The organism is Paenibacillus sp. FSL P2-0322 (genome assembly GCF_037975315.1).
GTDB lineage: Bacteria > Bacillota > Bacilli > Paenibacillales > Paenibacillaceae > Paenibacillus > Paenibacillus polymyxa_B.
In genome coordinates this window covers 3262987-3289631 of record NZ_CP150243.1, presented here as the reverse complement: position 1 = coordinate 3289631, position 26645 = coordinate 3262987, and the positions used below count along the sequence as shown (strand labels likewise).

Sequence of the window (26645 nt, the reverse complement as noted above, 5' to 3'; positions counted from 1 at the left end):
TTTAATTATTTTATTTGTTCGATCAGGAGGAGCTAGGATGTCGTCGTCGTTACGGGTTCATTATTTTATTTTAATTGCTGTTATTATTGTTGCCGGATTATGCCAAGGTTTATTATTACCTATTCTGTCTATCTCGTTGGAACAAATGGGAGTTTCATCTTCACTAAACGGAATGAATGCGGCTGCCCTGTATATTGGCTCATTCGCAATGACGTTGGTGGCAGAACGGACATTGGGCTTGTTAGGGTTCAAAAAGCTGATGGCCGGAGGGCTTGTGCTAGTGCTCATTACGCTGCTGCTGTTCCCGCTAATCCCTGATATTCGGGTATGGTTCGTACTGCGTCTGCTAGTAGGTATTGGTGACAGTGCACTGCACTACTCTGCGCAGCTATGGATATTGCTGGTGACTCCAGCAGAGAAGCGAGGCCGCAACATTTCCTTTTATGGTATGTCATACGGTCTGGGTTTTGCATTAGGACCATTGGGATTATGGCTACTCGATTATGGAATGCTGGTTCCATTCGCTGCGTTGGCCTTATTGTGCTTGCTTGTCTTGCTGTTGGTGTTAATTAAGCTGCCGGACTCCAGACCGGAGAAGCTGGAGTCCGAGGCACGTCCCACTCAAAGATTTCGTCGCAGTTACAGCTGGGCATGGTACGCTCTTTTGCCAGCATTTCTATACGGCTATATGGAAGCGAGCCTGAACAGTAACTTTCCAGTCTATGGCCTACGTATTGGCTTTCATACCGATGAAATCGCCGCCTTGCTGCCGTTCGTCAGTTTGGGAGGGTTAGTGCTGCAGCTACCGCTAGGGATACTGAGTGACCGTTGGGGACGTAAAAAGGTGCTAATGAGCGTAGGTATAGCAGGGGGAATAACCTTTATGTTGCTACCATGGAGCGGTAATCATTTTATGTTCACTTTGATATTGCTGACCCTAGCAGGTGGTTTAGTAGGCTCCTTTTTCTCCCTCGGTTTGGCCTATGCCGCTGATCTGCTGCCCAAATCATTTTTAGCAGCCGCGAATGTACTGGCATCCTTTCACTTTAATCTGGGAAGTGTGATCGGACCTAATATTAGCGGAGGATTGCTGGACTATGGAACTCAAGGCAGCATGTTTCTTGTCCTTGGAGGTAGTTACGTTGTTTTCGGATTGTTAGGTCTGTTTTCCAGAAAAAGAGTACCGGCGGTTTAAAACTGCGGTTTGCATGGTATTTGTTTCACATTTACTATAAAATATAAACAGTATTGATGGCGCGCAAAGGGGAATCACTTAGATGATTAAAATTCGGAAGCTGACCAAGCAAGTGGGGCCTGAACGGACCCAGCTACTTCGAGGAATTGATGCTGAAATTCATCAGGGCGAATTCATTGCCATAGTAGGGCCAAGTGGAAGCGGCAAAACGACGTTGCTTCGCTGTCTTGCTTTACTAGAGCCATGGGATGAAGGCAGTTTAATTGTAGGTGGCAATGATGTGCTGAAATCCGGGTGGACGGGCAAGATGAAAATAAAGCGGGAATGGGCATACCTGGAGCAAAACCCGCATCTAAATATGAATCGAACCGCTCTTAAAAATGTGCTCATTGGCAGATCCGGTCAAACTCCAATGTGGAGAATGGTGACCGGTATGGTGCGTTCCGACGATTACATGGGAGCGATGGACGTACTGGAGGATCTGGGTCTGCTGGATAAGGCGCATGATAAATGCGACAAGCTCAGCGGTGGCGAGCGGCAGCGGGTAGCGACTGCGCGTGCTCTCGTGCACGGAGCCAAAGTTATTTTAGCTGATGAGCCTGTAAATGGACTTGATCCAGCTTCGGCAGCGCATGTATTGGAGACCTTTCGCAAGCTGTGTTCTGACGAGCGGGTGACGATCATTACTGTATTGCCGCTGGAAATGGCTGAACGCTTTGCTTCCCGTATATGGGGGTTGAATGATGGTGAATTGGTGTTTGATATTCAGGGAAGACGATTGACACAAGCAGAAAAGAACAAATTGTGAAGGGGACGGCAAGAGAAGTGAAAATAATGCTGTTGAGAATGGTAGCTGGCTGCTGTTCCTTGCTGCTCCTTGCTGGATTTTTAAGCGGCTGTAATGTTATTAGCGATCCCATTTCGCTGATGGAGACACCGACGATGTCTGACGAGAAACAGCAGTTGAATGGTGCAGTGAATACGCAACTAGGGGCGGTACAGCCTTTAAGACCGAATGACCCAGATGACCCGACGCCAATTCGGACGGGTGATCTGAACAATGATGGCACAGACGAAGCAGTGCTCTTTTATGAAACGCCAGATGAGAGCGTAAAAATACATGGTGCCTTGTTTGAAGATCAGGGCGGAACGTGGGTAAAGAAGCTAACGTTTGATGGGGAAGGCACTGTGCTAGAGTCATTTAAGCTCGTGGATTTAACGAATGATGGAACACTCGATATTGTAGCGGGTTTTTCCAGTGGAGATAGTGGCGATGGCGGGGATCAGAAGGGACTCATCGTGTATTCCTATACCGGAGGAACTCTGGAGAAAATATATGCTACAGGCTATACGGACTTCGTCGTAGATGATTTTAACCATAACAAGATGGACTTGAACGGGGATAATTTGAATGATTTGACGATTATCACGCTGCGACGTAATGAATTCTTTACAGTTAAAACATTTCAATTCAGTGGGGGAACCTTTAAGGAAATCGGATCGTTGGATTTGGACAGTCAGGTCTTAGGTGTCTATAATGTCGTTGCTGGCAAGGTAGCCGAGGGTAGGCAGGGGATTGTTATAGATACCAAAATTGCCCAGACCACTACCGTCTCCAATGTCATTGTGATGGATCACGGCAAGCTCAGGAAGCTTAATCTTATGGATGTCACCTTCAAGGATGCGACCATCGCCAGTGGTGATGTGGATGGTGACGGTATTCTGGAATTTGGTAATTTGGAGAAGCCAAAAGGTTGGAGTAACAAGCCGCTGGATGAGGTTCCATATTTTGTGTCGTTCTATCAGTGGGACGGGGCGAAAGGGACGATTTTTAAGCAGCAGCAGTATCGTGATTCTAATGAACAGGTCTACTTCAGATTACCGAAAGAGCTGCATGGCAAGGTGACGATTGATCCGAAAGTTTCGAAGAAGGACAGCTATTTGCGCTTCATTTTGGATGATACAGACAAAACGATTGCGGAAATTAAATTTTTCTCGTTGTCACAATGGGAGCGAAACAACGAAGGGTATAGCCAACTGTGGCGAACGAATGCGCAGGTCATTGGCATTAAGCGATCCAGTGAGCTGGAACCGCGTAAAACTATAAAAAACAAGATGGGGGAAAGGCAGGTAGAGTAGAGTGAGTAAAGTTTTAATCATGGAAGACGAGGAATCCATTCGCAGTTTTATCGTCATTAACTTGAAACGTAACGGTTTTGAGGTGCTGGAGGCGTCGGAAGGGCATGAGGCTCTGAATATTTTGAACACGGTGCGGGATATTGATATTGCACTGCTTGACGTAATGGTACCCGGTATGGATGGTTTTGAAGTCTGTCGGAGAATCCGGGAAACGAATGAACGCATCGGCATTATTTTTCTCACAGCGAAGGTACAGGAGCAGGATAAGGTGTATGCCTTGTCTGTAGGGGCCGATGACCATGTGAGTAAACCTTTTAGCCCGACGGAGCTGATTGCACGTATTCAATCGTTATTGCGTCGGGTGAATGTACATCGTGAAACAGCAGCCAAAGTGTCCTTCCAGTCTGGACCGTTTACGCTAGATTTGATTGCTAAGCAATTTAAGAAGAGCGGGCAGCTGATCGAGTTGACACCGACTGAGTTTTCCCTGATTCAATTTTTTCTCGAAAAAGAAAACACGCCGCTCAGCCGAGATGTTCTACTTGATCACGTATGGGGCAAGGAATATATGGGCGATCCGAAAATTGTGGATGTGAACATCCGACGTTTGCGGCAGAAAATTGAAAACAATCCATCTGAGCCAGCTTTTTTACAAACAGTGTGGGGACATGGATATAAATGGAAAGGTCAGTCTCAATGATCAAAAAGGGGATTCGCCGACAGATTGTGCTTCACTATTTTTTCGTAGTGTTCTTGGCGCTTCTGTTAGTAGAAGTCATTTTTATGTTTGCACTCCGGTCGTACTATTACGATTCCATTTACAAACATATCGAAAGCCGTATCGAATCGGTAAGTGAATTTGCACCCAAATTCAAAGAGCCGGAACAGTCTTTGCAATCGTATTTGTTAAATACATTTTCTCTGCCCTTCACTGAACTGCAGTTGCTTGATGAACAGGGAAATGTAATTGATAACTCGACTAATTTTGCAGCAGATCTAAGTGTGCAAACAAGTGATGTGACACAAGCATTAGCTGGAGATACGGGCAAATGGATCGGAAAGCAACCGAGTACGGGGCAGCAGGTGATGGCGGTATCTCAAAAACTGGACAATATCGTCGGAGACCAGGTGTATGTTATTCGGTATACGACTTCGCTGGAATTGGTAAATGATAAGTTGTTTACGATTACGCTGTTTTCTCTTGGCATCATGGCAGCTGTACTGGTTATTGTATTTGTGGTCAGTACAGGGCTCGCGAATTCCATTGTTAGACCAATTAATAATATCCGCGATGTATCTGCTCAGATGGCTCAGGGGAGGTTTGATGCACGCATTGAAGGCGATTATCGCTATGAGTTGGGTGAACTGGCTTCGACTCTGAACTATATGGCACAGGAAATTGTCAGAACAAATCAAATCAAGGATGATTTTATATCATCCATATCTCATGAATTGCGTACTCCGCTTACATCTATTAAAGGTTGGAGTGAAACGTTAAATTCTGGCGGTTATGACCCGGAAGAGACGAAAATCGGGATGAAGATTATTTCTAAAGAGACGGATCGACTGATTGGCTTGGTGGAGGAAATCCTCGATTTTTCCAAGCTGGAGCAAAATGCCATGAAGCTTGTGATGGGAACGGTGGATCTACGGGAGCTTTTGCAGGAAATTATGCTGAACGTATGGGCCAAAGCAGAAATGAAGCAGATAAAACTTCAGCTGGATTCGGAGGAAACGGCATATCTCGTCCATGGAGACGGTAACCGTCTAAAACAGGTGTTTTTGAACATTGTGGACAATGCTATCAAGTTTTCGCATGAAAGCTCAATTATTTTCCTGTCTCTACAACGGATTGATGGCAATATCGAGATATCCGTACAAGATACAGGGATTGGAATTAGTGCTGAAAATCTTGCCAGAGTCAGAGACCGCTTTTTCCAGGTAGACCACCAAAACGGTGGTACTGGACTGGGATTGGCAATCTCGCAACAGTTTATCGAGCGTCATCATGGTCAGATGCTCATCAGAAGTGAATTGGGGGCTGGAACTACCATTACGGTTTCATTACCTGCTCTGCAAGCAGAGCAGTCCGTGGAACCATCACAACTTACTGAAGGACAGATTTAAAGCCTACTTATAGGTGTAATTAGAAAAACAGCCAGTCCTCTCAATCGGGAGGGCTGGCTGTTTTTAATTTGGGGGTACGTTATGAAGTAAAACCTTCGGCACGCAAGCGTGTATTGCGCTCGTAAGCTTCTTTCAGCATACGTGTAGTTTGCGGTCGTACCGCCATTTTACCAAATACCGTTTCATTGGGTCCGATGACCATAATTTCGCCCGGGTTACCTTTAATGACAGCACCATCGCGAATCACAGCACCTTCACCGATAATCGCATGTTCAATATGGACGTTACGTCCAATACGTGTGTCAGGCATAACGATACTTTCTTTGATGGCTGATCCTTTACCTACCTCGACACCACTAAATACAACGGAGCGTTCTATTCGGCCCTCTACTTGGCAGGAATCATGCAACAAGCTACCCAATGGTTGTGTTTGACGGTTAGGTACCTTTTGTGCGCTCAACCTTGTGCGGCGTTCACGTGTATACATCGGCCAGTCCTTGCGTTGAAGGTCGATAGCACAATCATCCTGTAACAAATCCATGTGTGAATCCCATAGGCTTTTAACGGTACCCACGTCCTTCCAATAGCCCTGGAATTCATAAACGTACAAGGATTCTTGGTCCGCTAACATTTTAGGTATGATATCTTTACCAAAATCATGACTGGATTGAGCATCCTGTGCGTCTTCTAACAGGTAATTTCTTAAGTAATCCCATTTGAAAAGGTAAATCCCCATGGAGGCCAAATTACTTACCGGTTTCTCCGGTTTCTCTGCAAATTCTGTGACACGCAGATCTTCATCGGCACTCATAACACCAAAACGGTGTGCTTCATCCCAAGGTACCTCCATGACAGAAATGGTAGCTGCAGCTCCTTTTTCCTTATGGTGGTTCAGCATTTCACGATAATTCATATAGTAAATATGATCACCGGATAAAATAAGCACATGCTCCGGATTTTGGCTGTCAATATATTCGATATTCTTATGAATAGCATCTGCCGTTCCTAAGTATTCAGCGTTACCTGTGTTATAAGATGGAAGCAGGGTAATTCCTTTGTCATCTGTTTTTGTAAGACCCCATGGTGTTCCATCCCCGATATGTTCGTGCAAGGATTCTGCCTCATATTGCGTCAGTACACCTACAGTATCAATGTCTGAATTTACGCAGTTACTGAGAGGAAAATCGATGATCCGGTAATGACCGCCAAAAGGTACGGCGGGTTTTGCAATCGTTGAAGTAAGGGGAGCAAGACGGCGTCCCTCTCCGCCTGCCAGCAGCATGGCAATGCATTCTTTATTAAACATTTCGTTTCCCTCCCGGTTTAGTTGTCAGTGTAGTACATACATAAACGGTATGGGGTACTCTTGAAACCATAAGGTATATAAGATTCCCCCAAAACTAAGGTTTATTTTTTTCCTAGTCATTTTTCTGTTCATTGTGGCTAGAATGGGGTAATAACTCAGGTCAGCTTTGACCCAAAAGCGAATGCATTACCGATTCATACATTTTTACTTACAAAACATATAAGGGTGGTGACGTGATGACAGACCAAACTCTTCCGCAACAGGCTATTTCATCGGAAGATATTTATTTGTTTCATGAAGGAACGCTTTATCACAGCTACCGATCTTTGGGTTCCCACCTTACTGTGGAGAACGGAGAACAGGGCGTCCGCTTTACGGTCTGGGCTCCTCATGCTCTCCATGTCGGGCTTGCTACAGATCGCAACAACTGGAATGGGGAACAGGATTCCTTATATAGGGTTCCCAAATCCGGTTTTTGGAGTCGTTTTTTTCCGGGGATATCCCAAGGAACTTTTTACAAATACGACATTACGGGGGCAAACGGTGAACGATTCCTGAAAGCAGACCCTTACGCGGTACGTGCTGAAGTGAGACCGGCAACGGCTTCTGTGGTAGCTTCTATAGATGGTTATGCTTGGAACGATGCGATTTGGCGCCGAAAACGTAGAGCACCTTATGGAAAGCCTCTGCACATATACGAGCTTCATCTGGGCACTTGGAAGCAAAAAGAAGATGGTACGTTTTATACATACAGGGAAATAGCAGATCTTCTTGTGCCTTATGTGACCGATATGGGGTATACACATATTGAGCTGATGCCGCTGAGTGAACATCCGTATGATCTTTCCTGGGGCTACCAGCTCACCGGATATTTTGCACTCACAAGCCGGTATGGAGAACCGCATGATTTTATGTATTTGGTGGATCGTTGCCATCAGGCGGGAATCGGAGTGCTGATGGATTGGGTTCCAGCCCATTTTGCCAAGGATGCTCATGGATTAAGGCTGTTTGACGGATCGCCCCTGTTCGAATACGCGGATCCGCTGATTGCGGAAAAGCCCGGCTGGGGAACACTGACGTTTGATTACAGCAAGCCGGAGGTGCGTTCTTTCCTGATATCTAATGCGCTATTCTGGATGGATGTGTACCATATTGACGGCCTGCGCGTAGATGCAGTGACGAGTATGCTACGACTGGATTTTGAAAAGCAGGACGGTCAATATCGTTTTAACTCTAAAGGAGGCATTGAAAATGAGGAGGCTATTGCCTTCCTTCAACAACTGAATGAAACAGTATTCCGCTATTATCCGTATGCTCTGATGATGGCAGAGGAGTCCAGTGCCTGGCCGATGGTGACTTCCCCGGTAAGCGATGGAGGACTCGGTTTTAATTACAAATGGAATATGGGCTGGATGAACGATACGCTTGATTATATCGAAACGGATTTCGATCAGAGGCCGGAGCGCCATAATTTGCTGACATTCCCCATAGCTTATGCGTACAGCGAGAATTTTACACTGCCGTTGTCGCACGATGAGGTTGTTCATGGTAAGAAGTCGTTGCTTGATAAAATGCCGGGTAGCTATGAGCAAAAATTTGCCGGGCTTCGAGCGCTTCTCGGTTACCAAATCACCTCACCGGGCAAAAAACTCTTATTTATGGGAGGGGAATTCGGCCAATTCATCGAATGGAAGGATGAGGAGCAGCTTGACTGGTTTCTGCTGGATTATGACAGTCACCGTTCGCTGCACGCCTTTACGAAAGCGCTGAATCATTTGTATATTCAGGAAAAGGCATTATGGGAACTGGATCATTCGTGGGATGGATATCAGTGGATTGAGGCGGAGGACCGTGGGCAGAGCGTAATTACGTATTTACGTAAAAGTAAAAAGCCGGGAGATACACTGGTCGTGCTTATTAACTTTCAGCCCGTGCCCAGAGAGAACTACCGAATTGGGCTGGAAAAGGCCGGGAGTTATATCGAACTGCTGAACAGTGATCATAAGGACTTTGGGGGAAGGGACCAGCTGAATACGGGAATAATACGGACCGCCCCCATCCCTTGCCACGGACAGCTTCACAGCTTGGAGGTGACCATACCACCCCTGAGCATCGTTATACTCAAGAAAGCGCCTCGGAGGCCTAAAAAAGCAGATTAAACACATAAGGAGGAAGCACATATGAACATTTTGTTTGCGGCAGCAGAAGCACATCCATTTATTAAAACAGGCGGGTTGGCTGATGTCATTGGCGCACTGCCGAAGGCACTTCGTCAGGCGGGGTGCGACGTCCGAATCATTTTACCTAAATATGCGGGGATTCCCAATACTTATAAAAAGTCTCTGCGTCCGGTAGCGGTGAAGCAAGTAGCCGTAGGCTGGCGTAATCAATATTGTGGAATAGAGGAACTGACATTAGACGGAATCAAGGTTTATTTTATAGACAATGAGTATTACTTCGGTCGTGACGGTATTTACGGTTATATGGATGATGGCGAACGTTTTTCCTTTTTTAACCGGGCGATTTTAGAAGTGCTGCCTGAACTGAACTTTCGGCCGGATATTTTGCATTGTCATGATTGGCATACGGCGATGGTTCCGCTGCTTCTGAATGCTGATTATCGACATTTGCCCTTCTACAGTGATATTCGCACAGTGTTTACGATACATAATCTGCTGTATCAGGGGGATTTTCCGTATGAGGTCTTAACTGAGCTGCTCAACCTGGATGGGAGCTATTTCACCCCCGAGGGTGTGGAATATCATGGCAGACTGAATTTTATGAAAGGTGGGCTTACGTACTCGGATCATGTCACGACCGTAAGTCCAACCTATGCAGAGGAGATTCAAACGGAATTTTACGGATATGGGCTGGAGGGTCTGCTTCGTAAATTGGGAGATCAGGGTCGCTTAACGGGGATTGTGAACGGAATTGACACCAAAAGCTACAATCCTGCCACGGACAATCGTATTTATACGAAGTACCGCACGAGTCTGACAAAGAAAAAGGAAAACAAAATTGGCCTGCAGAAGGAGCTGGGTCTGCCGGTGCGGCCAGACGTACCTATGATTGCCATGGTAACCCGGCTTGTAGATATGAAGGGGCTAGATCTGGTAACGAGAGTGCTTGACGAAATCTTGTATTATGATGATCTCCAGTTTGTCGTGCTGGGAACAGGGGATCCGGCTTTTGAGCATTGGTTCCGTGAGGCAGCAGGACGCTATCCACTGAAAATGTCGGCGCAGCTCGCTTTTAGCGAACCTCTGTCACGAAAAATATATGCGGCAAGCGATATGTATCTTATGCCATCAAGGTTTGAACCTTGCGGGATCAGCCAACTGCTGGCACTTCGTTATGGAAGTATCCCTATTGTACGAGAAACAGGGGGCCTTAACGATACTGTGCAGGCTTACAATGAATCCACAGGTGAAGGAAACGGATTTAGTTTCACGAACTACAATGCACATGATATGCTGAACACCATTCGTCGTGCTGTTCATTTTTATCGCCAATCTGAGCATTGGTCGAAGCTTACACAGACGGCTTTTGCAGGAGAATATAGTTGGGATGTTTCAGCCGAAGCGTATATGGATATTTACCATTTGCTAGCAAAAACGGACTGGACAGAGTAGGAACACCCCAGTCATGTTAAAGAAAAAGGGAATCCCTTTAGCCAAGTTTTCTGGCTGAGGAATTCCCTTTTTTGCTATGATCAGTCGCCCCCACCACCACAGCTGCTTCCACATGAAGAGCCACTGCTACACGAAGAATGGCTACCAGAATCGCCTGAATCATGATGAGAAGAGCCTCCATGATGAGAACTGTCATGAGAGGAATGATGGTGCGAGTGATGTGTATCCCAGTTCGAACAGCCGCTTGCCGAGCTACAGCCGGATGAGCTAGCTAATACGGCATTACCTGTAGCATCCGGGTGCATGTGTATGGCAAATTGCTCAGGTTGATACCATGAATACCACACAAAAGCTAATAACAAGTAGTCGACCTGTAAATAGTTGACCTTAGGCAATTGCTTACCCTCAGGATCATCCACCGCTTTATTCACCCGCTCGCGCAGATGTTGTACAATCTTATGAACCGCTTGTTGGGCCTGCTGTGAAATGGCTATATTCTCCTGCGTATTCCAGCGGTCACCTGCTGGCTGCGCGGAAGTTGTGAGTTTGTAATAGCGCGAAAGCTCGTCGCTAGGTAATGGATGATTAAAAAAAGTTCCCCACAAACTGGCGCTATAGCGGTTCCAGCCAAAGCATTCTACATACAACCAGTCAAACCACGCCCGCTCCTCAGGCATCGGCTGAGAGCCGCCGGAATGAGGAGCATGGTGAAGCATACGACCAAAAAAAGCTTCCGAGAATTGCTGATATTCGCGGGTAAACATCAACATTTCGTGCCATAATTCATCCACATCACTACTGAACATAGGCACTCGATTCATAATCGCGCATAGCATAAAATATCGTTTTAGCTCATGCCAGCGCCAATCATATTCTTGCTCCGTCAGCTCAGGGTGGGCTTCGATTACACGACTCCTTACGCTATGAGCATAGGAGGCGGGAATGGATTGCTCCAGTAGCTGCATCAGCTCTGTAATCTCTGGATGACGCTCCTGCGCAAGGGACGAAGGGGATGGGGAGCTGAGGAAAAAAGCATTCCGGCTCCGTGTTTTTCTGTTTCCCCGGTTTCTGCGTATTGCACGGAATATAAACCAAAAAATGAAGAGGATCACCACAATAAACAACGTCCAAAAGCTGCTCATACTATCCATGATGGCTGACTACTCCTTTCTGAAAGAACACGGAATTAAGATTTAGCGTTCGTTATTCAGCAGAGCGAATTCTTTTTTTATCCGGGCTAGCAGTTCAGGATTCGTGATTACATCGCAAGCAGTCCATGCCAAAGTTCTCGCAGCCAGCAGCGTTCCTTCCATGGCCCGGTCCTGCATCGCCAAATCGCGGAATTCTGGTGTATGCAAGGCATGCTTCTCGTCAATAACTTGAATGTAAGGATGGATAGCAGGGCAATGAAGCGATACATTTCCGATATCCATGGAGCCGTGATCTTCGCCTTCCGTTATATCTTCTTGTGAAATGCCAGCCTGCACCAAATTTGCGGTAAACGCATCGGAAAGTACACGGTTCGTGACCATTTCATCATAAGAAGTCTCATAATTGGAGGTCTCCAAACGACACCCGGCCTGTAAAGCAGCTCCTTCAGCAATTTGAATAACACGGCGAGTCAGTGGGTTCAGTTCTTGACGTGTAGCCGCTCTTACATAAAATTGGGCTGAGGCGTAATCAGGAATAATATTGGCTGCTTGCCCACCCTGGTTAATGATCCCATGGATACGCACTGTACTTTTTACTTGTTGACGGAACGCATTGATGCCATTGAACGTTTGAATCACAGCGTCCAGCGCGTTAATGCCTTCGTGCGGGCTGGCAGCCGCGTGAGCAGATTGACCAAAAAATTCGAATTGTACAGCATCAATCGCCAGTGATTTGCCTGATTTTTCGTAACGGTCATAAGGATGCGTCATAAGTGCGATGTCGCAATCATCAAACAATCCGGCAGCGGCCATAGGGACCTTTGCACCGCGTGTTTCTTCGGCAGGTGTGCCATATACCCGTACTTCTCCACCAGTTTCGTCGATGATCGACTTGAGGCCGACGGCAGCACCAGTACTCATCATACATATCAAATGGTGCCCACAGGCGTGTCCTAGACCTTTCAGAGCGTCATATTCTGCCAGAAAAGCGACAACCGGCCCGGGTTTTGCAGCTTTGTAAGTTGCAATAAAGGCTGTTTCTATGCCCAATACAGGTGCCTGGACCTCAAATCCGTGAAAAACCAGTTCTTCTTTTAAACGGGCAGCGGCCAGAAATTCCTCGTTTCCAAGTTCAGGATTTGCGCCAATAAATAACGAAATGTCCTTAAACCGTGGGGCATGCTGCTCGATGGTCTGTTGAATGGTCTGTTTAAAATCCATGCTGAAAACTCCTTTATATAAGCTGTAATGTAGGTACTGCGTTAGGTATGCTGAAATTGTACTATAACATTCATTGCATAATCATGCATATTCATTTATAATGACACAATCTTATTTATTATAAAGAATTTAAGGAGAGAAAAAAAGATTGAAAAAGGCATATCGTTTTACCGCCCTGGTTTTGACGGCGGTTATCTTGCTGTTGACTGGTCTTCCCATGCTCAATGCATACGGAACGGAAGCAAAGCCACAGAAAAAACTTGTAGTGGGCATGAGTGCCGACTTTCCGCCGTATGAGTTTCATAAAGTCATTAACGGTAAGGATACCATTGTTGGGTTCGATGTGGATATCGCCAAGGAAATCGCCAAAGATTTGGATGCGGAGATGGTCCCTGAAGACATGAGTTTTGACTCTTTGCTGCCTGCTCTGCAAAGTGGTCGTGTAGACTTGGTACTGTCCGGTATGACACCAACGGATGAACGCAGAAAGAGTATTGATTTTTCGGATGTATACTATCGCTCCAAGCAAGTCATCATGGTACGCCCAGAGGATAAAGACAAATATCCGACGATGGATGCTTTGAAAGGCGAGAAGATCGGAGCACAAAAGGGAAGTATTCAGGAAGAGATTGCTCAAAAAGTGCCCAATGCCTCTGTAACTTCACTGGATAAAATATCTGACCTGGTACTCCAGCTGCGGACCCAGCGTGTGAACGCTGTCGTGATCGAAGATACGGTTGCTAAAGGATACACGTTAGACGGTACCGTAACCCTTGCCAAGGCTGTGCCTGAGGATGCGGGAGCAGAAACAGCTGTAGGTATCCGTAAAGGGAATGCAGAATTGCTTGCTTCTGTAAATAAAACGTTGGCTCGCCTGAAAGCAGACGGGTCGATTGAGAAGTTTTCCACGGAAGCGAGTGCACTTTCTGCGGATCGTCAGGTTTCTTCTAATAACATTGTAGATATTTTTTGGAAATACCGCAGTTTATACGCTACGGGTATCGGCTACACCTTGTTGCTGTCTGCGCTCGGAGTACTGTTCGGATTCATCATTGGTCTGATCATATCCTTGCTACGTATGAGTGGAGTACGCATCATTGAGTGGTTAGGTACCACTTATGTAGAGATACTGCGTGGCACACCTATGCTGGTGCAACTCATGATTATTCACTACGGGGTTGCTTTGACGCTGGGTGTCAATTTTACTCCACTCCAGTCTGGTATAATCACATTGTCTCTGAATAGCTCGGCATATCTGGCTGAAATTTTCCGTGCAGGTATCCAGGCAGTAGACCGTGGACAGATGGAGGCTGCCCGTTCATTGGGTATGGGACGAGGCAAAGCTATGCGTCATGTCATTTTGCCGCAAGCATTTAAATCTATTTTGCCTGCTATCGGTAATGAGTTTATTACGATCATTAAAGAATCATCCATTATTTCGACCATTGGGATGGTGGATATTATGTATCAGGCCCAGGTCATTAAGAACATTACCTACGAAGGGTTAAGTCCGTTCGTAATCGCAGCCGCTATTTATTTTGTAATGACATTCAGCTTGTCTAAGCTGCTGGGTTTATGGGAAAGGAAGTTGAGAGCCAGTGATCACCGTTAAACAACTGCGTAAATCGTTCGGCAAGAATGAGATTTTAAAAGGCATTGATATAGATATCGCCAAAGGTGAAGTCGTCGTCATCATCGGTCCCAGCGGTTCGGGGAAGAGTACGTTTTTGCGTTGCATGAATCTGCTAGAACAGCCTACGAACGGGGAGATTTTGTTTGAGGGCGAGCCGATTACAGCTCGTGGTCATAATATTAATGTAACCCGGGAGAAGATGGGGATGGTGTTCCAGCATTTTAATCTGTTCCCGCATAAAACAGTGTTGCAGAACCTGACGCTAGCACCAACGCAGGTTAGAAGACAGTCAGGGAAGGAAGCGGAAAAAATTGCGCTAGAACTCCTGCGTACCGTAGGGCTTGAGGATAAGAAGAATACCTATCCGAACCAGCTATCCGGTGGTCAGAAGCAACGTATTGCGATTGCGCGTGCTTTGGCCATGCAGCCGCACGTAATGCTGTTCGATGAGCCGACTTCTGCATTGGACCCTGAAATGGTTGGAGAGGTTCTGGATGTAATGAAGAAGCTCGCCGAAGGCGGCATGACCATGGTAATCGTGACGCATGAAATGGGCTTTGCCCGCGAGGTAGGCGATCGAATCATCTTTATGGATAACGGTCAAATTGTGGAACAAGGTACACCAGAGCAGGTATTTGGTACTCCAAGCCATGATCGCACCCGTGATTTTCTTGCCAAAGTATTGTAAGAAAGTGCTGATATGAGCTATAAAAAAGCCCTCCGTTTGACGGAGGGCTTTTTCTTTTTTTGTCACCATTTCACCATATTTTCGTAACAAATATCGATTTCTTGGTGACAAAATTGTAACGAGTATAGTATGATGTTCAAGGTTCCCAACATTTTCATGCGGATAAGGTTACAAAATTGTGATATTATGCAGTAAGCCAAAACTTACCGGGACAGCATGCGGTTATGACAAACGCTGAATGCTGGGCCCAAACTATGGGAAGTGCGGGGGACGTAACAACGGCAGTCTTTCCGAAACGTCATAAGACGATATGGAATATGCCTAGGGGTGAATTGCACAAGCATAGGGCTTCTCCTGAGTCCGAATCCGACAGCTAACTTCGCAGGCATAACAGAGGAGGTACATATCTTTGAAACATCTAAAACATATTGGAAAAACCATGAAATTTGCGGTGCTTGCCGCAGCCATTGCAGGGCTGGCACAGACAGCTGGAGTAGCGGATGCTGCTTCGCTTCATACTGCCAAAGATGGCGATACCTTCTTTTTGCTTGCTCAACGTTATGGAGTATCAGTGGACGAGCTGACGAAGGCGAACCCAAACATTGCCTCTAACAATATATATGCAGGTCTGCAAATTAAGGTACCTGGTGAAAAAAGTGTGAATGCAGCTTCGGATTCGAAGCCTCAGCTTCTTACGGAGAAAGCACCAGCGAATGAGGGGCCAACGATTGAAGCGTGGGGCAAAACATTTAACTATAGCAAAATAGTTGACGTTAAGGCTACTGCGTATTCTGCCGCAGCCGATGAGAATGGTAAATGGGGAGCTGTGGACTACTACGGCAATCCGCTTAAACTAGGTACAATTGCGGTAGACCCGAACGTCATTCCGATGGGCACGAAAGTGCTGGTTACAGGCTATTCCCACCCAGGTTTGCCGGATCATTCTTTTGTAGCTGTCGCTCGTGATCAGGGCAGCGCCATTACAGGAAAACGGATTGATATCTTTATTCCTGGCAACAAATCATTTGTGAACGACTTTGGATTTCAAAATGTGAAGCTGTACGTTATTGATAAATAGCATTATACGTGTATATGGTTTAATTAAACATAATATATATTATGTAAACTTAATGCCTGTATCCTACCGCATATAACTAGGTCAGACTCTTATCAGGTCCTATCCATAAAAAAGGCTGTCTTGACGAGCAGAAAACTTCTGCTGGTAAGACAGCCTTTTTACGTTGCTTTAGCTTGTAGCTCAATCATAAACATATGGTTATTTCTGTTCCGATGTGTGGAGTAGCCGGGGGACTGTCACAAATTTGTAGCCCTTAGCTTTTAGAGAGTGAATTAGACCCGGCAGAGCTTGGACAGTGCCTTGCAAGTTGGAACTTTGACCTCCACCTGCGTGCATTAAAATAATAGAGCCAGGCCCAGTAGCTGGGATCACATTGCGCTGAATTTGTGTTTTACTTAGTCCCTTCCAGTCGAGAGAGTCTACATTCCAATTGACAATCATGTAGCCATGACGACGTGCCCACTGGATTTGAGGCTCCGTGATTTCACCGTAGGGTGGACGAATCAACTTGGGGCGAAAACCTGCGCTGGCTTGTAAAATACGTTCTGTTTTTGTAATCTGGTTGCGAAAGCGTTCTGGTGTGGCCTTCCTAAAATCCGGATGAGTATAGGAATGGTTTCCTATAGCATGGCCTTCACGGATAATACGGCGTATGATCCCCGGATGCTTTTCCGCACGGTGACCGACGATGAAAAATGTAGCTTTGATGCCATTGGCGTGTAATACGTCCAAAACCTGCGGCGTATACCTAGAATCGGGCACATCATCAAAGGTTAGGGCAATTTGGCGGGTGTGTGGGCCGCACATTTTAAAAATGTCCGCATGTTTTTTTCGCAGCATTGCTAATGTAGGAGTTGCTCGATCTATGCTCTGTTGTACAGAAGAAGCAACAGTTGCTTCCTTGGGATGGGGCGTTCCGATGTTGGGAGGCGCATCCGCGTGAACGGGTAAACTTGAAAATGCTAGTAACAGTGCCAAGCCTGGCAACACTCCCCTGTACGGCATATGTATCCCCCCTTTCCGTGCAGTGATACCTAGTGGTGCTCTCGACTATTATGTACCTGTCCTATTAAAAATATGCTGGTTACCAAGTTCGGCTCATAAACGACTGGAAAGAAGTCCACGATGAAACGATTATCAATGAAGATGATGGAGCTAAACGTACATATTCTCTTAAACATGACCGAAAACAGGAGCATTTTCGCAAGTTTTAGCCTTACAACGAATTCGGTATACCGTGACAGCTGGTGTATAATGGGGATGCAATTCATAATTGTACAGACATGGAATTGAAGGAAGGATGGATAAAAGTGACCGACTTGTTTACTCCTTATCAATTAAAGGGGCTTTCTTTAAAAAATCGGATTGTCATGCCCCCGATGTGCCAATACAGCGTGGAGGCCAAGGACGGAAATCCAACGGATTGGCATCATGTCCATTATGTGAGCCGGGCAGTAGGAGGCACTGGACTTATTATTGTGGAAATGACAGCGGTCCATCCAGATGGACGTATTACAGATCGTGATTTGGGTATTTGGAGTGACGAACATATTCCTGCATATCGTAAGATTGTAGAGGAAGTTCACAAGTATGGTGCCAAAATTGGCATTCAACTAGGCCACGCTGGACGCAAGGCTGAAGATGCTGAGCAACCTGTGGGTCCTTCCTCGATTCCTTTTAGCGAACGCTTTAAAGAGCCGCACGCCTTAAAGACAGCTGAAGTCAGGGAACTGGTTCAGGCATACAAAGAAGGCGCGCGCCGCGCGGTGGAAGCAGGTTTTGACACGGTCGAGATACATGGCGCTCACGGCTATCTGATCCATCAATTTCATTCGCCTTTAACAAATGCCAGAGAAGATGAATATGGGCAGGATTTGTCACTGTTCGGTGTTGAGGTCATACATGCTGTTAAAGAGGTTCTTCCTGCTGATATGCCTGTGCTTATGCGGATATCTGCCAAAGAATACGTCGAGGATGGATATAATGTGGAATACATAACAGGCGTAGGGGAACGATATCGTGATGCGGGTGTGGACATTTTCCATATCTCTTCTGGTGGTGAGGGTCCGATTGGTTCTGGCGGAGGCCCGTCTGCGCGTGCCGGCTATCAGGTGGATTTGGCTCATACCATCCGTGAAAAGCTGAATGTACCTGTAATTGCTGTTGGCTTACTGGATGATTATGAGGACGCCCGTCGGGTTGTTCAGCAGAAAGAAGCTGATCTGGTAGCAATAGGCCGTGCCATGCTGCGTGATCCCTATTGGGCGTTGCATGCATCGCGGGAGCTAAAAGTACAGGCCGACATCCCAGAGCCTTATTTGCGCGGCTTTTAGATATTTTTGAAACCCTCTTTGCAAAGCTTGCGTAAACATGTGTACAGAGCTTAAAATTTAAGCATTCAACTCTAGGAGGAACTTCACATGTCTATTTTCAAACGATTAAGAGATCTTACGATGTCCAACATTAACGCCATTATTGACAAGGCAGAAGATCCAATTAAAATGACGGATCAATACATTCGTGATATGCAAGAGGACCTGGAAGATGCAGAGAAAGCGGTAGCCGCTCAAATTGCTATTGAAAAGAGATTCAAACAGCAATACGAAGAACAGGCTGCTTTGGTAAAGAAACGCGAAGAACAGGCACATACCGCTGCAAAAGCACAAAATGTAGATCTGGCTCGTCGCGCGCTGGAAGAAAAGAAATCTGCTGAACAAAAAATGAATGAGTTCAAAGCTGGTTACGAACAGAACAAAGCTGCAGCCGATAACCTGCGTGGCAAGCTGGATGAAATGCGCAGACAGCTGACAGAAATGAAAAACAAGCGCGAGACACTGGTTGCCCGTTATAATGCAGCTAAAGCGCAAACTGAAATTAACAAAGCTATGAACGGTTTTAGCTCTGATACGGCAACTGCCGGATTGAAGCGTATGGAAGAAAAAATGCTGCAAGCAGAAGCACGTGCCGAAGCGAGCAACGAAATGTCTTCTAAGGAAAAATCGTTGGATGAGGAGTTCAAGGAGCTGGATAAGAAAAGCGCCGTGGACGATGAGCTTGCCGCTTTGTTGAAGCAATACGAAAATAAATAAGAACATTTTAGCAGTGCCGCCAAGAGTGATTGCTCAGGAAGCGAAGGAGAAACGTTTTCTCCTTCGCTTTTCCCTGCCTGGAGGCGTAAAACATTATATGAAGGTCAAGAAGATGTGGAGGATGGTATGAAATGCATTTTTTAGAAACGATGAAAGCAATGCTTGTATGGACTGGTGCGGGGGCTATTTTGATCTTCGCATTAATGTATGTCGACTCTTTATTTACGAAGTATAAGGATTTTGCCGAAGTGAAGGCTGGAAATATGGCCGTAACGGTACGAATGATTATGAAGTTAGTTGCACAAGGTTATATCTTGTCAGGCTCTATCGCTACAGCTAATAATTTGCTCGAAGCGCTTGTGTATTCTGTGATTGCCTTTGTCATCCTGCTTGTTTTGGAAGTTATTGTACGTCTGCTGTTGCGGTACTGGGCTCAGTTTGATCTGGATAAAGGGACACAGGAAGGTAAAATTGGTTTCGGTCTGTTTTCAGGAGCGCTGCATCTGGTTGGCGCCTTGATCATTACAGCATGCTTCTAGGCTAAGAAAGGCAGGAATATAACCATGAGTGTGTGGAAACGAATTTCAAATCTATTTGCTAAGCCGGAGCCGCCGAAAGCAGAGAAAAGCATGCTTCACTTAAATCCAGGTGATATCTGTGAAGTGTCGCTTGTCACCTATGAAGTGGTAGGTCGTGTACATAATCGTGCCCGGAATGCCGTTGTTTTGACGCTTCAGGATGGTAATCAAGTCAGTTATCTTCATATTGAGGAACGGGAAACACTGCAATTTGGACTATATCAGGCCATCGACGGCAGACTTGACAACCCTGAGGAAGTGCCGACCATTTTAGAGTTGGATGATACAACGTATCATTTGGAGGAGCAGTATTCTGGGCATGTTACCGTCATGGGCCGTGCTCCTTTCCGACAGGGTGGAGAGCAGCATGTGTGGCAGTACCAGTCTGATGATTACCATCTGTTGCGAGTAGAGTGGCAGGACGGTCGCTTTATGCTTTATGAAGGAGAAGAAGTGATTACCGGAGACGTCAAGGTTATTCGGGCAAGCTAGGAGAGGGTTACACATGAGCAAACGCACCTGGCAGTATGCATTAAAGGTCATTGTGGCGCTGAGCTTGTTCGTATCCGTGTTAAGCGGCTGCGGCGCGCCAAGTGTAAAAGATACGTATCCGCTGGAATCGGTTAGTGGCAGCGGAAACTCGACCTCGTATGTATACCGGGCAGCTGGCAAGACAGTCCCGGAAGTAGCGGAGGAATTGAAAGAACAGCGTACACCGGAACAAATGTCACCGCAGAGCAATGAGCGGATGTTTCTGGTATATAGCGATGAGTGGTACCATTTGCAGCAAGATCCAGCTAAGAAGGAAGATACACTCATTGAAATTGACAGTAAAAAGTATGTCGAACAAAATTACAGTTCAAGCTTTGTAAAAGGATACTTAACCGCAACTGTACTAGATGCTCTGTTTGATTCGTTGCGTGGTTCAGGCTCCTATCGAGGCTACTCCAGCAGAGATGTATACCGACCTTCTCAGGGCCAATATCGTGCTCCTACAGTGCAGGAGAAAAAGGCAATTCCGCCGATTACGGTGGAGCGGAAAGGTTCGGTTACCCGTAGAGGAAAGAACTCGGATTCTAGCGTTGGATCAAGCGGAAGTTTGTTTGACAGAGGGTCCAGCAGTTCACCGAGCAGAGGCTCGATTTCACGTGACCGGAGCGACAGCGACGGTTCCAGCATATTTGATTCGCCGCGTAGATCTTATAGTAAGCCCAAAACACGTAGCGGTTCAGGTAAAATCAGCCGACGAAGTCGACGATAATGGGTATCGTCAATTTATTTGAAAACAAAAGATTCGCGGAACTGTGGTACTGATGCACAGTTCCTTTTTTTATTTTTAGAGATGACGTTGGTGATCATCTAGCGGCACAGCCAAACCTACACTTTTATGGATATAATAATGTAGAGATAATCAAAACTTTGTTTGATTGAAGGGATTGAAAATTAAATGGTACAATCTATTTCTTGGCCAGATCTTTCACAAAGACCATTTAATCTAATGGTGGAACGAAAAATGGAGTGTTCTCTGAATGTCCTGTATCAGGCTTGGACGAAGCAGTTTGACAGTTGGTTTGCAGCCCCAGGATCAGTATTAATGGAGGCTGAAGTGAACATGACCTTCTTTTTCGAAACGCATTTTGAGGGGAAGCGTCATCCACATTACGGAAGATTTCTAAGACTTGAGCAAAACCGACTGATCGAGCTGACTTGGATTACTGGCGAAGGCGGTACCAAGGGAGCTGAAACAGTTCTCACTGTTGAGCTTAAACCTCGCGGTAATGGCACGCATCTTTACTTAACGCATGCAGGTTTACCAGACGAGAATTCAAGAAACCAACATGAGCAGGCTTGGCCGCTTGTACTTGAGCAGCTCGACAAAAGGATGATGCCAGATAGATAATTCAGAAGGTTCCAGGCTAAAACTGCAACAAGAGGACGATTTTAAAATCGTTCTTTTTATATTTTTTGATGACAAAAATAAATATTTACCTTACATAAAAACAAATATTACCAGTTTACTAGATTATTTCATTGCCACATCTAATAGTAAAATATACAATTACAACAGGCGAAATAAGAGGATGGTGTATCTGTGTTATCTGCTTTTTTATATATATCACTTGGTGTATTCGATGCTTTGGCCGCTGTTATTTTGGTCTTAAAGCTTTATATGCTTCCCGTGAGGGAATATCGTAGAAAAATATTATTTTATGCAATTGGCATAGCTTTGTTTTCCTTTCTAATGAGGGAAGTTATAGGCTTGCCTAAATTAGATTTGCCGCTTCAGTATTTGTTAATGGTTATCTTTTTTAGATTTGGTTTAGGGATCAAAACCCATCTAGCAGCTTTTTCTGCTGGTTCTGGTCTAACGGCCTACATTAATTTACAACTTTTTGTATTTCTGTTTGCGTATTTTTTTGGAGTAGCAGAACCAGGTGCTATTAATGATACTTCTGGCTCTTCTATTTACGTTATTCAGTTAACTTCTATTATTATTGCGTGCTTTATTTCTTATATAATGGGAAAATATAACTTTGGTTTCTCGTTTATAATTCAGCCTCCACATGATTTTTTAAGAGCCGAAAATTACTTATCATCCCTAAATAAAATGTTGATTCTAGGTGCTCTAATATCAGCTGTCACCATTTTTATTACTTTGTATATGATCTATAGCTCAAATACAATAGGATTACTATCCATTTCATTGCTTACTTTCGGCGTGTCGTATTTCTTTTCAGAGAGAGGAGATTATGAGGGTGCTAGAAGCGCTATCAAGGTACATCGCAACGGAAATAAAAAAAGCTGATCCTGATGGTCCAACAAGTGTAGAAGTGATGGAGTATGCGCTTGGTATAAAAATTACCGAAGTATCATCGATACTAATGGTTGCGGTTATCGCTTGGATGACCGGGCATTTTTGGGGATCGTTATTTGCTCTGGTTACTATCATGTTTGTAAGAAGATTTTCAGGAGGGGCACACTTCAGTAATCTTACATTTTGTGTCTGTTTTACAACGGCAATATGTGTAACTATACCTCTCGTCTCTTTAAATTTATCAACGATTTTGATTATTAATGCTTGTTCAGTATTAGTGTTTTTAGTTTATGCACCCAATCATTTTATTTATATTCATAAGACCAATAACCACAAATATTATAAAACGGTATGTGTTTTAATTTGTGTGGTGAATTTTTTTGTACAATCCCACATAATATGCTTATCTTTAGCTATTCAAGCATTCAGTATTCTTCCTTTATGGAAAGGAGGTGAACGAAAATGGATAAGAAATTGGCGAGAGCTTTAAATTTAAGACTGGGAAAATACGCTAACGAATCTACCAAAAACGAAAAAACAGTATTTGGCGCTAAACCGATACCGGCAGAGCTCAAGAAAAAAGAAAAGAACTGATTATGTACCGCGTTACTCTAGACATTGTTCTTATACGATCGGGGTAACTGCACAGGCTTGTAAGGAAGCTTTTCAGCTGTGAGATCGAGTCTAGCGCATTTGAAGGCCTGGTACGATTCGAAGCTTCACTTGCTCTATTTCTCATAATAAGCTTGAAGCACTTATAAAGTTATGGAAATGACCCGTGGAATTCACGGGTTATTTTATTGCCAACATACTTATATAGTAAGCCCAAAACACGCAACAGCACGGGGAAAAGCAGCCGAGTTTGACGTTCTAAACTCCGCCCGGATTTGCCAGATAACGGTTTTAGCGTTATAACAGAAAGAGGGCATTTTAGAAGAACGGAGTGAGATTATGAATCATACATCATTAAACGCAGAAAAATTCCAGCGTAAAGCAGTTCAGGTGGAAGAGGCACAAAGCAGGATAGCTAGCTATGTTAAACAGGGTGAAAGGGAAGACGTAGAGCTGGAGCAGGCGCATGGACGTTATTTGGCGATGGATTTGACCGCACCACACCCGTATCCCCGTTTTCGTCGGTCAGGTATGGACGGTTATGCGATCCTAGGCTCGGACACCGAAGTGTGCTCATCCGGTCAGGAAATCTGGCTACATGTGATTGATGAAATTCCATGTGGCACCGTATCGGACAAGCGGGTGGAGACTGGAATGGCTGCCCGCATCATGACAGGAGCGCAATTACCTGAAGGAGCGGACACGGTTGTCATGCTGGAAGCGACACAGCTGCGTGAGGAAAACGGACAGACATATGTCGGCTTGAAGAAGCGTATAGAAGTTGGCAAAAATGTGACACAGATTGGTCATGAGATTCAGGAAGGTCGGCTTTTGCTTAGTAAGGGAACCTGCCTGGGAGCAGGGCACATCTCGGTACTGGCTACTTTTGGAGTACACCGGGTACCTGTTTACAGGAAGCCAAAGGTGGCCGTTTTTTCTACAGGATCGGAATTACTTGCAGTGGATGAGCCGTTACAACCGGGGAAAATTCGAAACAGTAATACATATATGTTGGCTTCTCAAATTAGAGAGGCAGGAGGAGAGCCGTTTATTTTACAAGCCATTCATGATGATTTGAGCCTTGCCCGTACTTCTGTACGTGAAGCGATAGCTGCCTATGATATCGTGGTCACGAGTGGAGGAGTATCAGTGGGGGATTTTGATATTATGGGTGATCTGGTACGACAGGAAGATGTGAATATGCTGTTCAACAAGGTTACGATGCGTCCAGGAAGTGTGACCACAGCCGCAGTGATTGACGGCAAGCTGTTATTTGCGCTTTCAGGCAACCCCGGTGCGTGCTTTGTAGGCTGTGAGCTGTTTGTACGGCCGACGATCCAAATGATGGTATCTTCGGCACATCCATATTTACAAACCTGGACGGCGAAGTTAGGCGCAGATTATATGAAGGTAAACAACTATACACGCTTTGTACGCAGCTCTCTGGAGATACGTGGTGGACAAGTATACGCGATTCCTGCGCGAGTAGATGAATCCAGTGTCATGGTGACCATTAAGGACAGCGACTGTCTGATCGTGATTCCTCCCACAACAGAAGGATTACGCGAAGGTGAAGAGGTGCGTGTACTGGTGTTACAAGGTGGACAGGTGACGTGAATACGAAACATCCATTTGTATGTCAAATCGTCGGATTCAAAAATACGGGAAAAACGACCTTTCTCGGAGGATTGATTCGTTATGTGCAGAAGTCAGGTCTACGCGTAGCAGTGATTAAGCATGATGGACATGAATTTGAAATGGATCATGAGGGTACAGATACGTTCAAGCACCGACAGGCGGGTGCTGAAGGCATAGCTATTGTTTCGGCTGGAAGAACAGCCATTTTAGAGGAGAATAGTCAGCCTGTCACCGGACTGATCCGGCATTTTCAGGCCTATGATTGTGTGTTGCTAGAAGGCTTCAAGCAAGAGGATTATCCGAAGCTGGTCATGGTGCGGGAACAATCGGATGCTCAGCTTACCGATAAGCTGACAAATGTACAGGGAGTAGCGGTTTGGGAGCATCAAATGGATTGGGCTCAAGGTCACTACTCAGATGAAATGATACAGATATTTCCTGCCGAGGCCAACGGACCCGCAGGCCGCTGGCTACTCGAACAGACTCAAAAGCAGATAGAAGGAATGAGGAATGAGCAGGGGTGAGACATCAATCGGCTGAGTCGGTTAGAGTCTCTACCCGCCGTTCGATCGCCTGAGACATGGTTTTGTCAGTCAGGTGAGCATACACTTCTGTTGTTTCTGTCGAAGCGTGCCCCAGCTGTTCCTTTGTTTTGTAAATATCATTTTGTAAATAATAGTCAGTAGCAAAGGAATGACGAAGCTTATGCACGGTAAGGTAAGGCTTGCCGAACCGTTTGGCGTACTTAATGATCATTGCCTGAATCGCTCTTTTGGTCATTCGTTTGCCTTCTGTACTGCCGTTAGGACGTGTGACAAAGAGAGCCTTTTCTTTTTTTGGAGCGCGGTAACGGGTATGTCTCAGGGACAAATAAAGTACGAGATCATCTTTGGATTGCTCGCGGAAATACACCGGCGTTTTAAAGGTTTCGTCGTTATTGCCTTTGCGGTACACATATAATAGTTTATTGTTTATGTCTAAATCGTCCAGATTCAGATTGACGATTTCAGATACGCGCAGGCCTGAGTTCAGAATGAGGCTGGCGATGCAGGCATCCCGTTCCTTATTTAGTTCATAGGAGTATAAAGCCTGCTTGTTATCGGCCAAATCTTGACCATAGCCTTCATAAATATAACCGATGAATTCAAGCAGTTCTTCCTCTTCCAGTATTTTACCTTTAAGCTTAGCCGCCGTATCCTTGGGTTTATGTATACGCTTGATTTCGACCTTAGCCATAATGTTGCGTTTGAGCAACGGATAAAAATTTTCATCCTCAGCGATCTGACTTAAATAATGAAAAAGCGAACGCAGAGACGATAGCTTACGTGAAATGGTAATACGGGAGTTGGAGCCTTCGCGCTTAGTAGACAGGAATAATCGAAAGCCTGTAATACTGTCCATATGAAGTGTCTCCAACTCTTCCAGTGTAACTTGGGCATTCGTTTCTCCGGTGGACAAGTCTTCCGCGCGAAGCCATGAAAAGAAAGCTTCGTAATCCCGCACATATTCTAGTAATGTGGAAGGGGACAGGTCGGGCAGCTTATAATCCATAAATTGCTGCACGTACCATGGTAATCCCGGCATTTTTTCATCTAGTTTGCGCCGGTCGATGATCTTTTGTATATTCATTGAGTTCCACCTCGTCCGGTCATAATATATATGTATTTTAGCATATTTTGAACAGCACTGGATGGGATGTAATTCGAAGTTAAAGAACAGATTGAACCGCCAAGAGAGGTGAAA

The 26645-nt window shown here is 45.3% G+C and carries 26 protein-coding genes and 1 riboswitch; of the genes, 21 read left to right on the top strand and 5 right to left on the bottom strand.

Features of this window, described 5'->3' with window-relative positions:
* Positions 1–37: 37 nt before the first annotated feature.
* From MKY24_RS14240 to MKY24_RS14220, 5 genes are all read left to right on the top strand, one after another.
* Positions 38–1195, top strand: coding sequence for an MFS transporter (locus MKY24_RS14240; RefSeq protein ID WP_023988963.1), 1158 nt, complete (start codon positions 38–40; stop codon positions 1193–1195).
* An 82-nt stretch (positions 1196–1277) separates the two neighbouring features.
* Complete coding sequence (locus MKY24_RS14235) at positions 1278–2003, top strand: ATP-binding cassette domain-containing protein (RefSeq protein WP_023988962.1); 726 nt, start codon at positions 1278–1280, stop codon at positions 2001–2003.
* Positions 2000–3334: a hypothetical protein gene (locus MKY24_RS14230; protein WP_023988961.1), complete on the top strand. Its 1335-nt coding sequence runs from the start codon at positions 2000–2002 to the stop codon at positions 3332–3334. Before MKY24_RS14235 ends, MKY24_RS14230 begins: the two co-directional genes overlap by 4 nt.
* A gap of 1 nt (position 3335) precedes the next feature.
* A complete protein-coding gene (locus MKY24_RS14225; RefSeq protein WP_023988960.1) occupies positions 3336–4034 on the top strand; it encodes a response regulator transcription factor in 699 nt (232 codons plus the stop codon).
* Entirely contained in the window at positions 4031–5461 is a 1431-nt protein-coding gene (locus tag MKY24_RS14220; RefSeq protein ID WP_023988959.1) for a HAMP domain-containing sensor histidine kinase, read from the top strand. The genes MKY24_RS14225 and MKY24_RS14220 overlap by 4 nt, the downstream gene beginning before the upstream one ends.
* A 79-nt stretch (positions 5462–5540) precedes the next feature.
* Here the strand turns inward: MKY24_RS14220 and MKY24_RS14215 are convergent, their stop codons facing one another.
* Entirely contained in the window at positions 5541–6767 is a 1227-nt protein-coding gene (locus MKY24_RS14215) for a glucose-1-phosphate adenylyltransferase (protein WP_339200229.1), read from the bottom strand.
* A 236-nt stretch (positions 6768–7003) separates the two neighbouring features.
* Here MKY24_RS14215 and glgB point away from each other — a divergent pair, with 236 nt between their 5' ends.
* Together glgB and glgA are read left to right on the top strand one after the other, a co-directional pair.
* On the top strand, positions 7004–8926 hold the full coding sequence (gene glgB, locus MKY24_RS14210; protein ID WP_023988957.1) for a 1,4-alpha-glucan branching protein GlgB: 1923 nt from the start codon (positions 7004–7006) through the stop codon (positions 8924–8926).
* Between the two features lie 21 nt (positions 8927–8947).
* Complete coding sequence (gene glgA, locus MKY24_RS14205; RefSeq protein ID WP_339200228.1) at positions 8948–10399, top strand: glycogen synthase GlgA; 1452 nt, start codon at positions 8948–8950, stop codon at positions 10397–10399.
* A gap of 80 nt (positions 10400–10479) precedes the next feature.
* Here glgA and MKY24_RS14200 read toward each other — a convergent pair whose 3' ends face one another.
* Both MKY24_RS14200 and MKY24_RS14195 read right to left on the bottom strand, forming a co-directional pair.
* Positions 10480–11550, bottom strand: coding sequence for a hypothetical protein (locus tag MKY24_RS14200; protein WP_339200227.1), 1071 nt, complete (start codon positions 11548–11550; stop codon positions 10480–10482).
* Positions 11551–11592: 42 nt separating this feature from the next.
* Positions 11593–12771 carry a M20 family metallopeptidase gene (locus tag MKY24_RS14195; protein ID WP_264453699.1) on the bottom strand — a complete coding sequence of 393 codons (1179 nt, stop codon included), beginning with the start codon at positions 12769–12771 and terminating at the stop codon, positions 11593–11595.
* Between the two features lie 148 nt (positions 12772–12919).
* Between MKY24_RS14195 and MKY24_RS14190 the strand changes: the two genes are divergently transcribed.
* The 3 genes from MKY24_RS14190 (at position 12920) to MKY24_RS14180 (ending at position 16170) form a co-directional block, all read left to right on the top strand.
* Positions 12920–14383, top strand: coding sequence for an ABC transporter substrate-binding protein/permease (locus MKY24_RS14190; protein ID WP_023988953.1), 1464 nt, complete (start codon positions 12920–12922; stop codon positions 14381–14383).
* Entirely contained in the window at positions 14370–15092 is a 723-nt protein-coding gene (locus MKY24_RS14185) for an amino acid ABC transporter ATP-binding protein (protein ID WP_068942600.1), read from the top strand. The genes MKY24_RS14190 and MKY24_RS14185 overlap by 14 nt, the downstream gene beginning before the upstream one ends.
* A 234-nt stretch (positions 15093–15326) precedes the next feature.
* A riboswitch (cyclic di-AMP (ydaO/yuaA leader) is annotated at positions 15327–15495 on the top strand.
* 6 nt (positions 15496–15501) lie between these two features.
* Positions 15502–16170, top strand: coding sequence for a 3D domain-containing protein (locus tag MKY24_RS14180; protein WP_023988952.1), 669 nt, complete (start codon positions 15502–15504; stop codon positions 16168–16170).
* A gap of 198 nt (positions 16171–16368) precedes the next feature.
* Here MKY24_RS14180 and MKY24_RS14175 read toward each other — a convergent pair whose 3' ends face one another.
* A complete protein-coding gene (locus tag MKY24_RS14175) occupies positions 16369–17175 on the bottom strand; it encodes a polysaccharide deacetylase family protein (RefSeq protein WP_028541698.1) in 807 nt (268 codons plus the stop codon).
* A 305-nt stretch (positions 17176–17480) separates the two neighbouring features.
* Between MKY24_RS14175 and MKY24_RS14170 the strand changes: the two genes are divergently transcribed.
* The 11 genes from MKY24_RS14170 to mobB all read left to right on the top strand — a co-directional run bounded on the left by MKY24_RS14170 (position 17481) and on the right by mobB (position 25426).
* Positions 17481–18503, top strand: a complete 1023-nt coding sequence (locus tag MKY24_RS14170) for an NADH:flavin oxidoreductase/NADH oxidase (protein WP_023988950.1) — start codon at positions 17481–17483, stop codon at positions 18501–18503.
* A gap of 87 nt (positions 18504–18590) precedes the next feature.
* Entirely contained in the window at positions 18591–19259 is a 669-nt protein-coding gene (locus tag MKY24_RS14165) for a PspA/IM30 family protein (protein WP_013310486.1), read from the top strand.
* A 131-nt stretch (positions 19260–19390) separates the two neighbouring features.
* Positions 19391–19798 carry a DUF350 domain-containing protein gene (locus tag MKY24_RS14160; protein WP_013310484.1) on the top strand — a complete coding sequence of 136 codons (408 nt, stop codon included), beginning with the start codon at positions 19391–19393 and terminating at the stop codon, positions 19796–19798.
* 24 nt (positions 19799–19822) lie between these two features.
* Positions 19823–20329: a DUF4178 domain-containing protein gene (locus MKY24_RS14155; RefSeq protein WP_053325589.1), complete on the top strand. Its 507-nt coding sequence runs from the start codon at positions 19823–19825 to the stop codon at positions 20327–20329.
* A gap of 13 nt (positions 20330–20342) precedes the next feature.
* On the top strand, positions 20343–21098 hold the full coding sequence (locus MKY24_RS14150) for a DUF4247 domain-containing protein (protein ID WP_339200226.1): 756 nt from the start codon (positions 20343–20345) through the stop codon (positions 21096–21098).
* Positions 21099–21284: 186 nt separating this feature from the next.
* Positions 21285–21737: an SRPBCC domain-containing protein gene (locus MKY24_RS14145; RefSeq protein ID WP_339200225.1), complete on the top strand. Its 453-nt coding sequence runs from the start codon at positions 21285–21287 to the stop codon at positions 21735–21737.
* A gap of 192 nt (positions 21738–21929) precedes the next feature.
* Positions 21930–22643, top strand: a complete 714-nt coding sequence (locus MKY24_RS14140; RefSeq protein WP_339200224.1) for a hypothetical protein — start codon at positions 21930–21932, stop codon at positions 22641–22643.
* The gene (locus MKY24_RS14135) at positions 22594–23142 is read left to right on the top strand and encodes an accessory gene regulator B family protein (protein ID WP_339200223.1); all 549 of its coding nucleotides are present in this window, start codon (positions 22594–22596) and stop codon (positions 23140–23142) included. The genes MKY24_RS14140 and MKY24_RS14135 overlap by 50 nt, the downstream gene beginning before the upstream one ends.
* Positions 23115–23246 carry a hypothetical protein gene (locus MKY24_RS14130; protein ID WP_023988946.1) on the top strand — a complete coding sequence of 44 codons (132 nt, stop codon included), beginning with the start codon at positions 23115–23117 and terminating at the stop codon, positions 23244–23246. Before MKY24_RS14135 ends, MKY24_RS14130 begins: the two co-directional genes overlap by 28 nt.
* A 357-nt stretch (positions 23247–23603) precedes the next feature.
* Complete coding sequence (glp, locus tag MKY24_RS14125; RefSeq protein WP_076159570.1) at positions 23604–24881, top strand: gephyrin-like molybdotransferase Glp; 1278 nt, start codon at positions 23604–23606, stop codon at positions 24879–24881.
* A complete protein-coding gene (gene mobB, locus MKY24_RS14120) occupies positions 24878–25426 on the top strand; it encodes a molybdopterin-guanine dinucleotide biosynthesis protein B (protein WP_339200222.1) in 549 nt (182 codons plus the stop codon). The genes glp and mobB overlap by 4 nt, the downstream gene beginning before the upstream one ends.
* A gap of 4 nt (positions 25427–25430) precedes the next feature.
* Here the strand turns inward: mobB and xerS are convergent, their stop codons facing one another.
* Positions 25431–26531, bottom strand: coding sequence for a tyrosine recombinase XerS (gene xerS / locus MKY24_RS14115; protein ID WP_339200221.1), 1101 nt, complete (start codon positions 26529–26531; stop codon positions 25431–25433).
* Between the last annotated feature and the right edge of the window lie 114 nt (positions 26532–26645).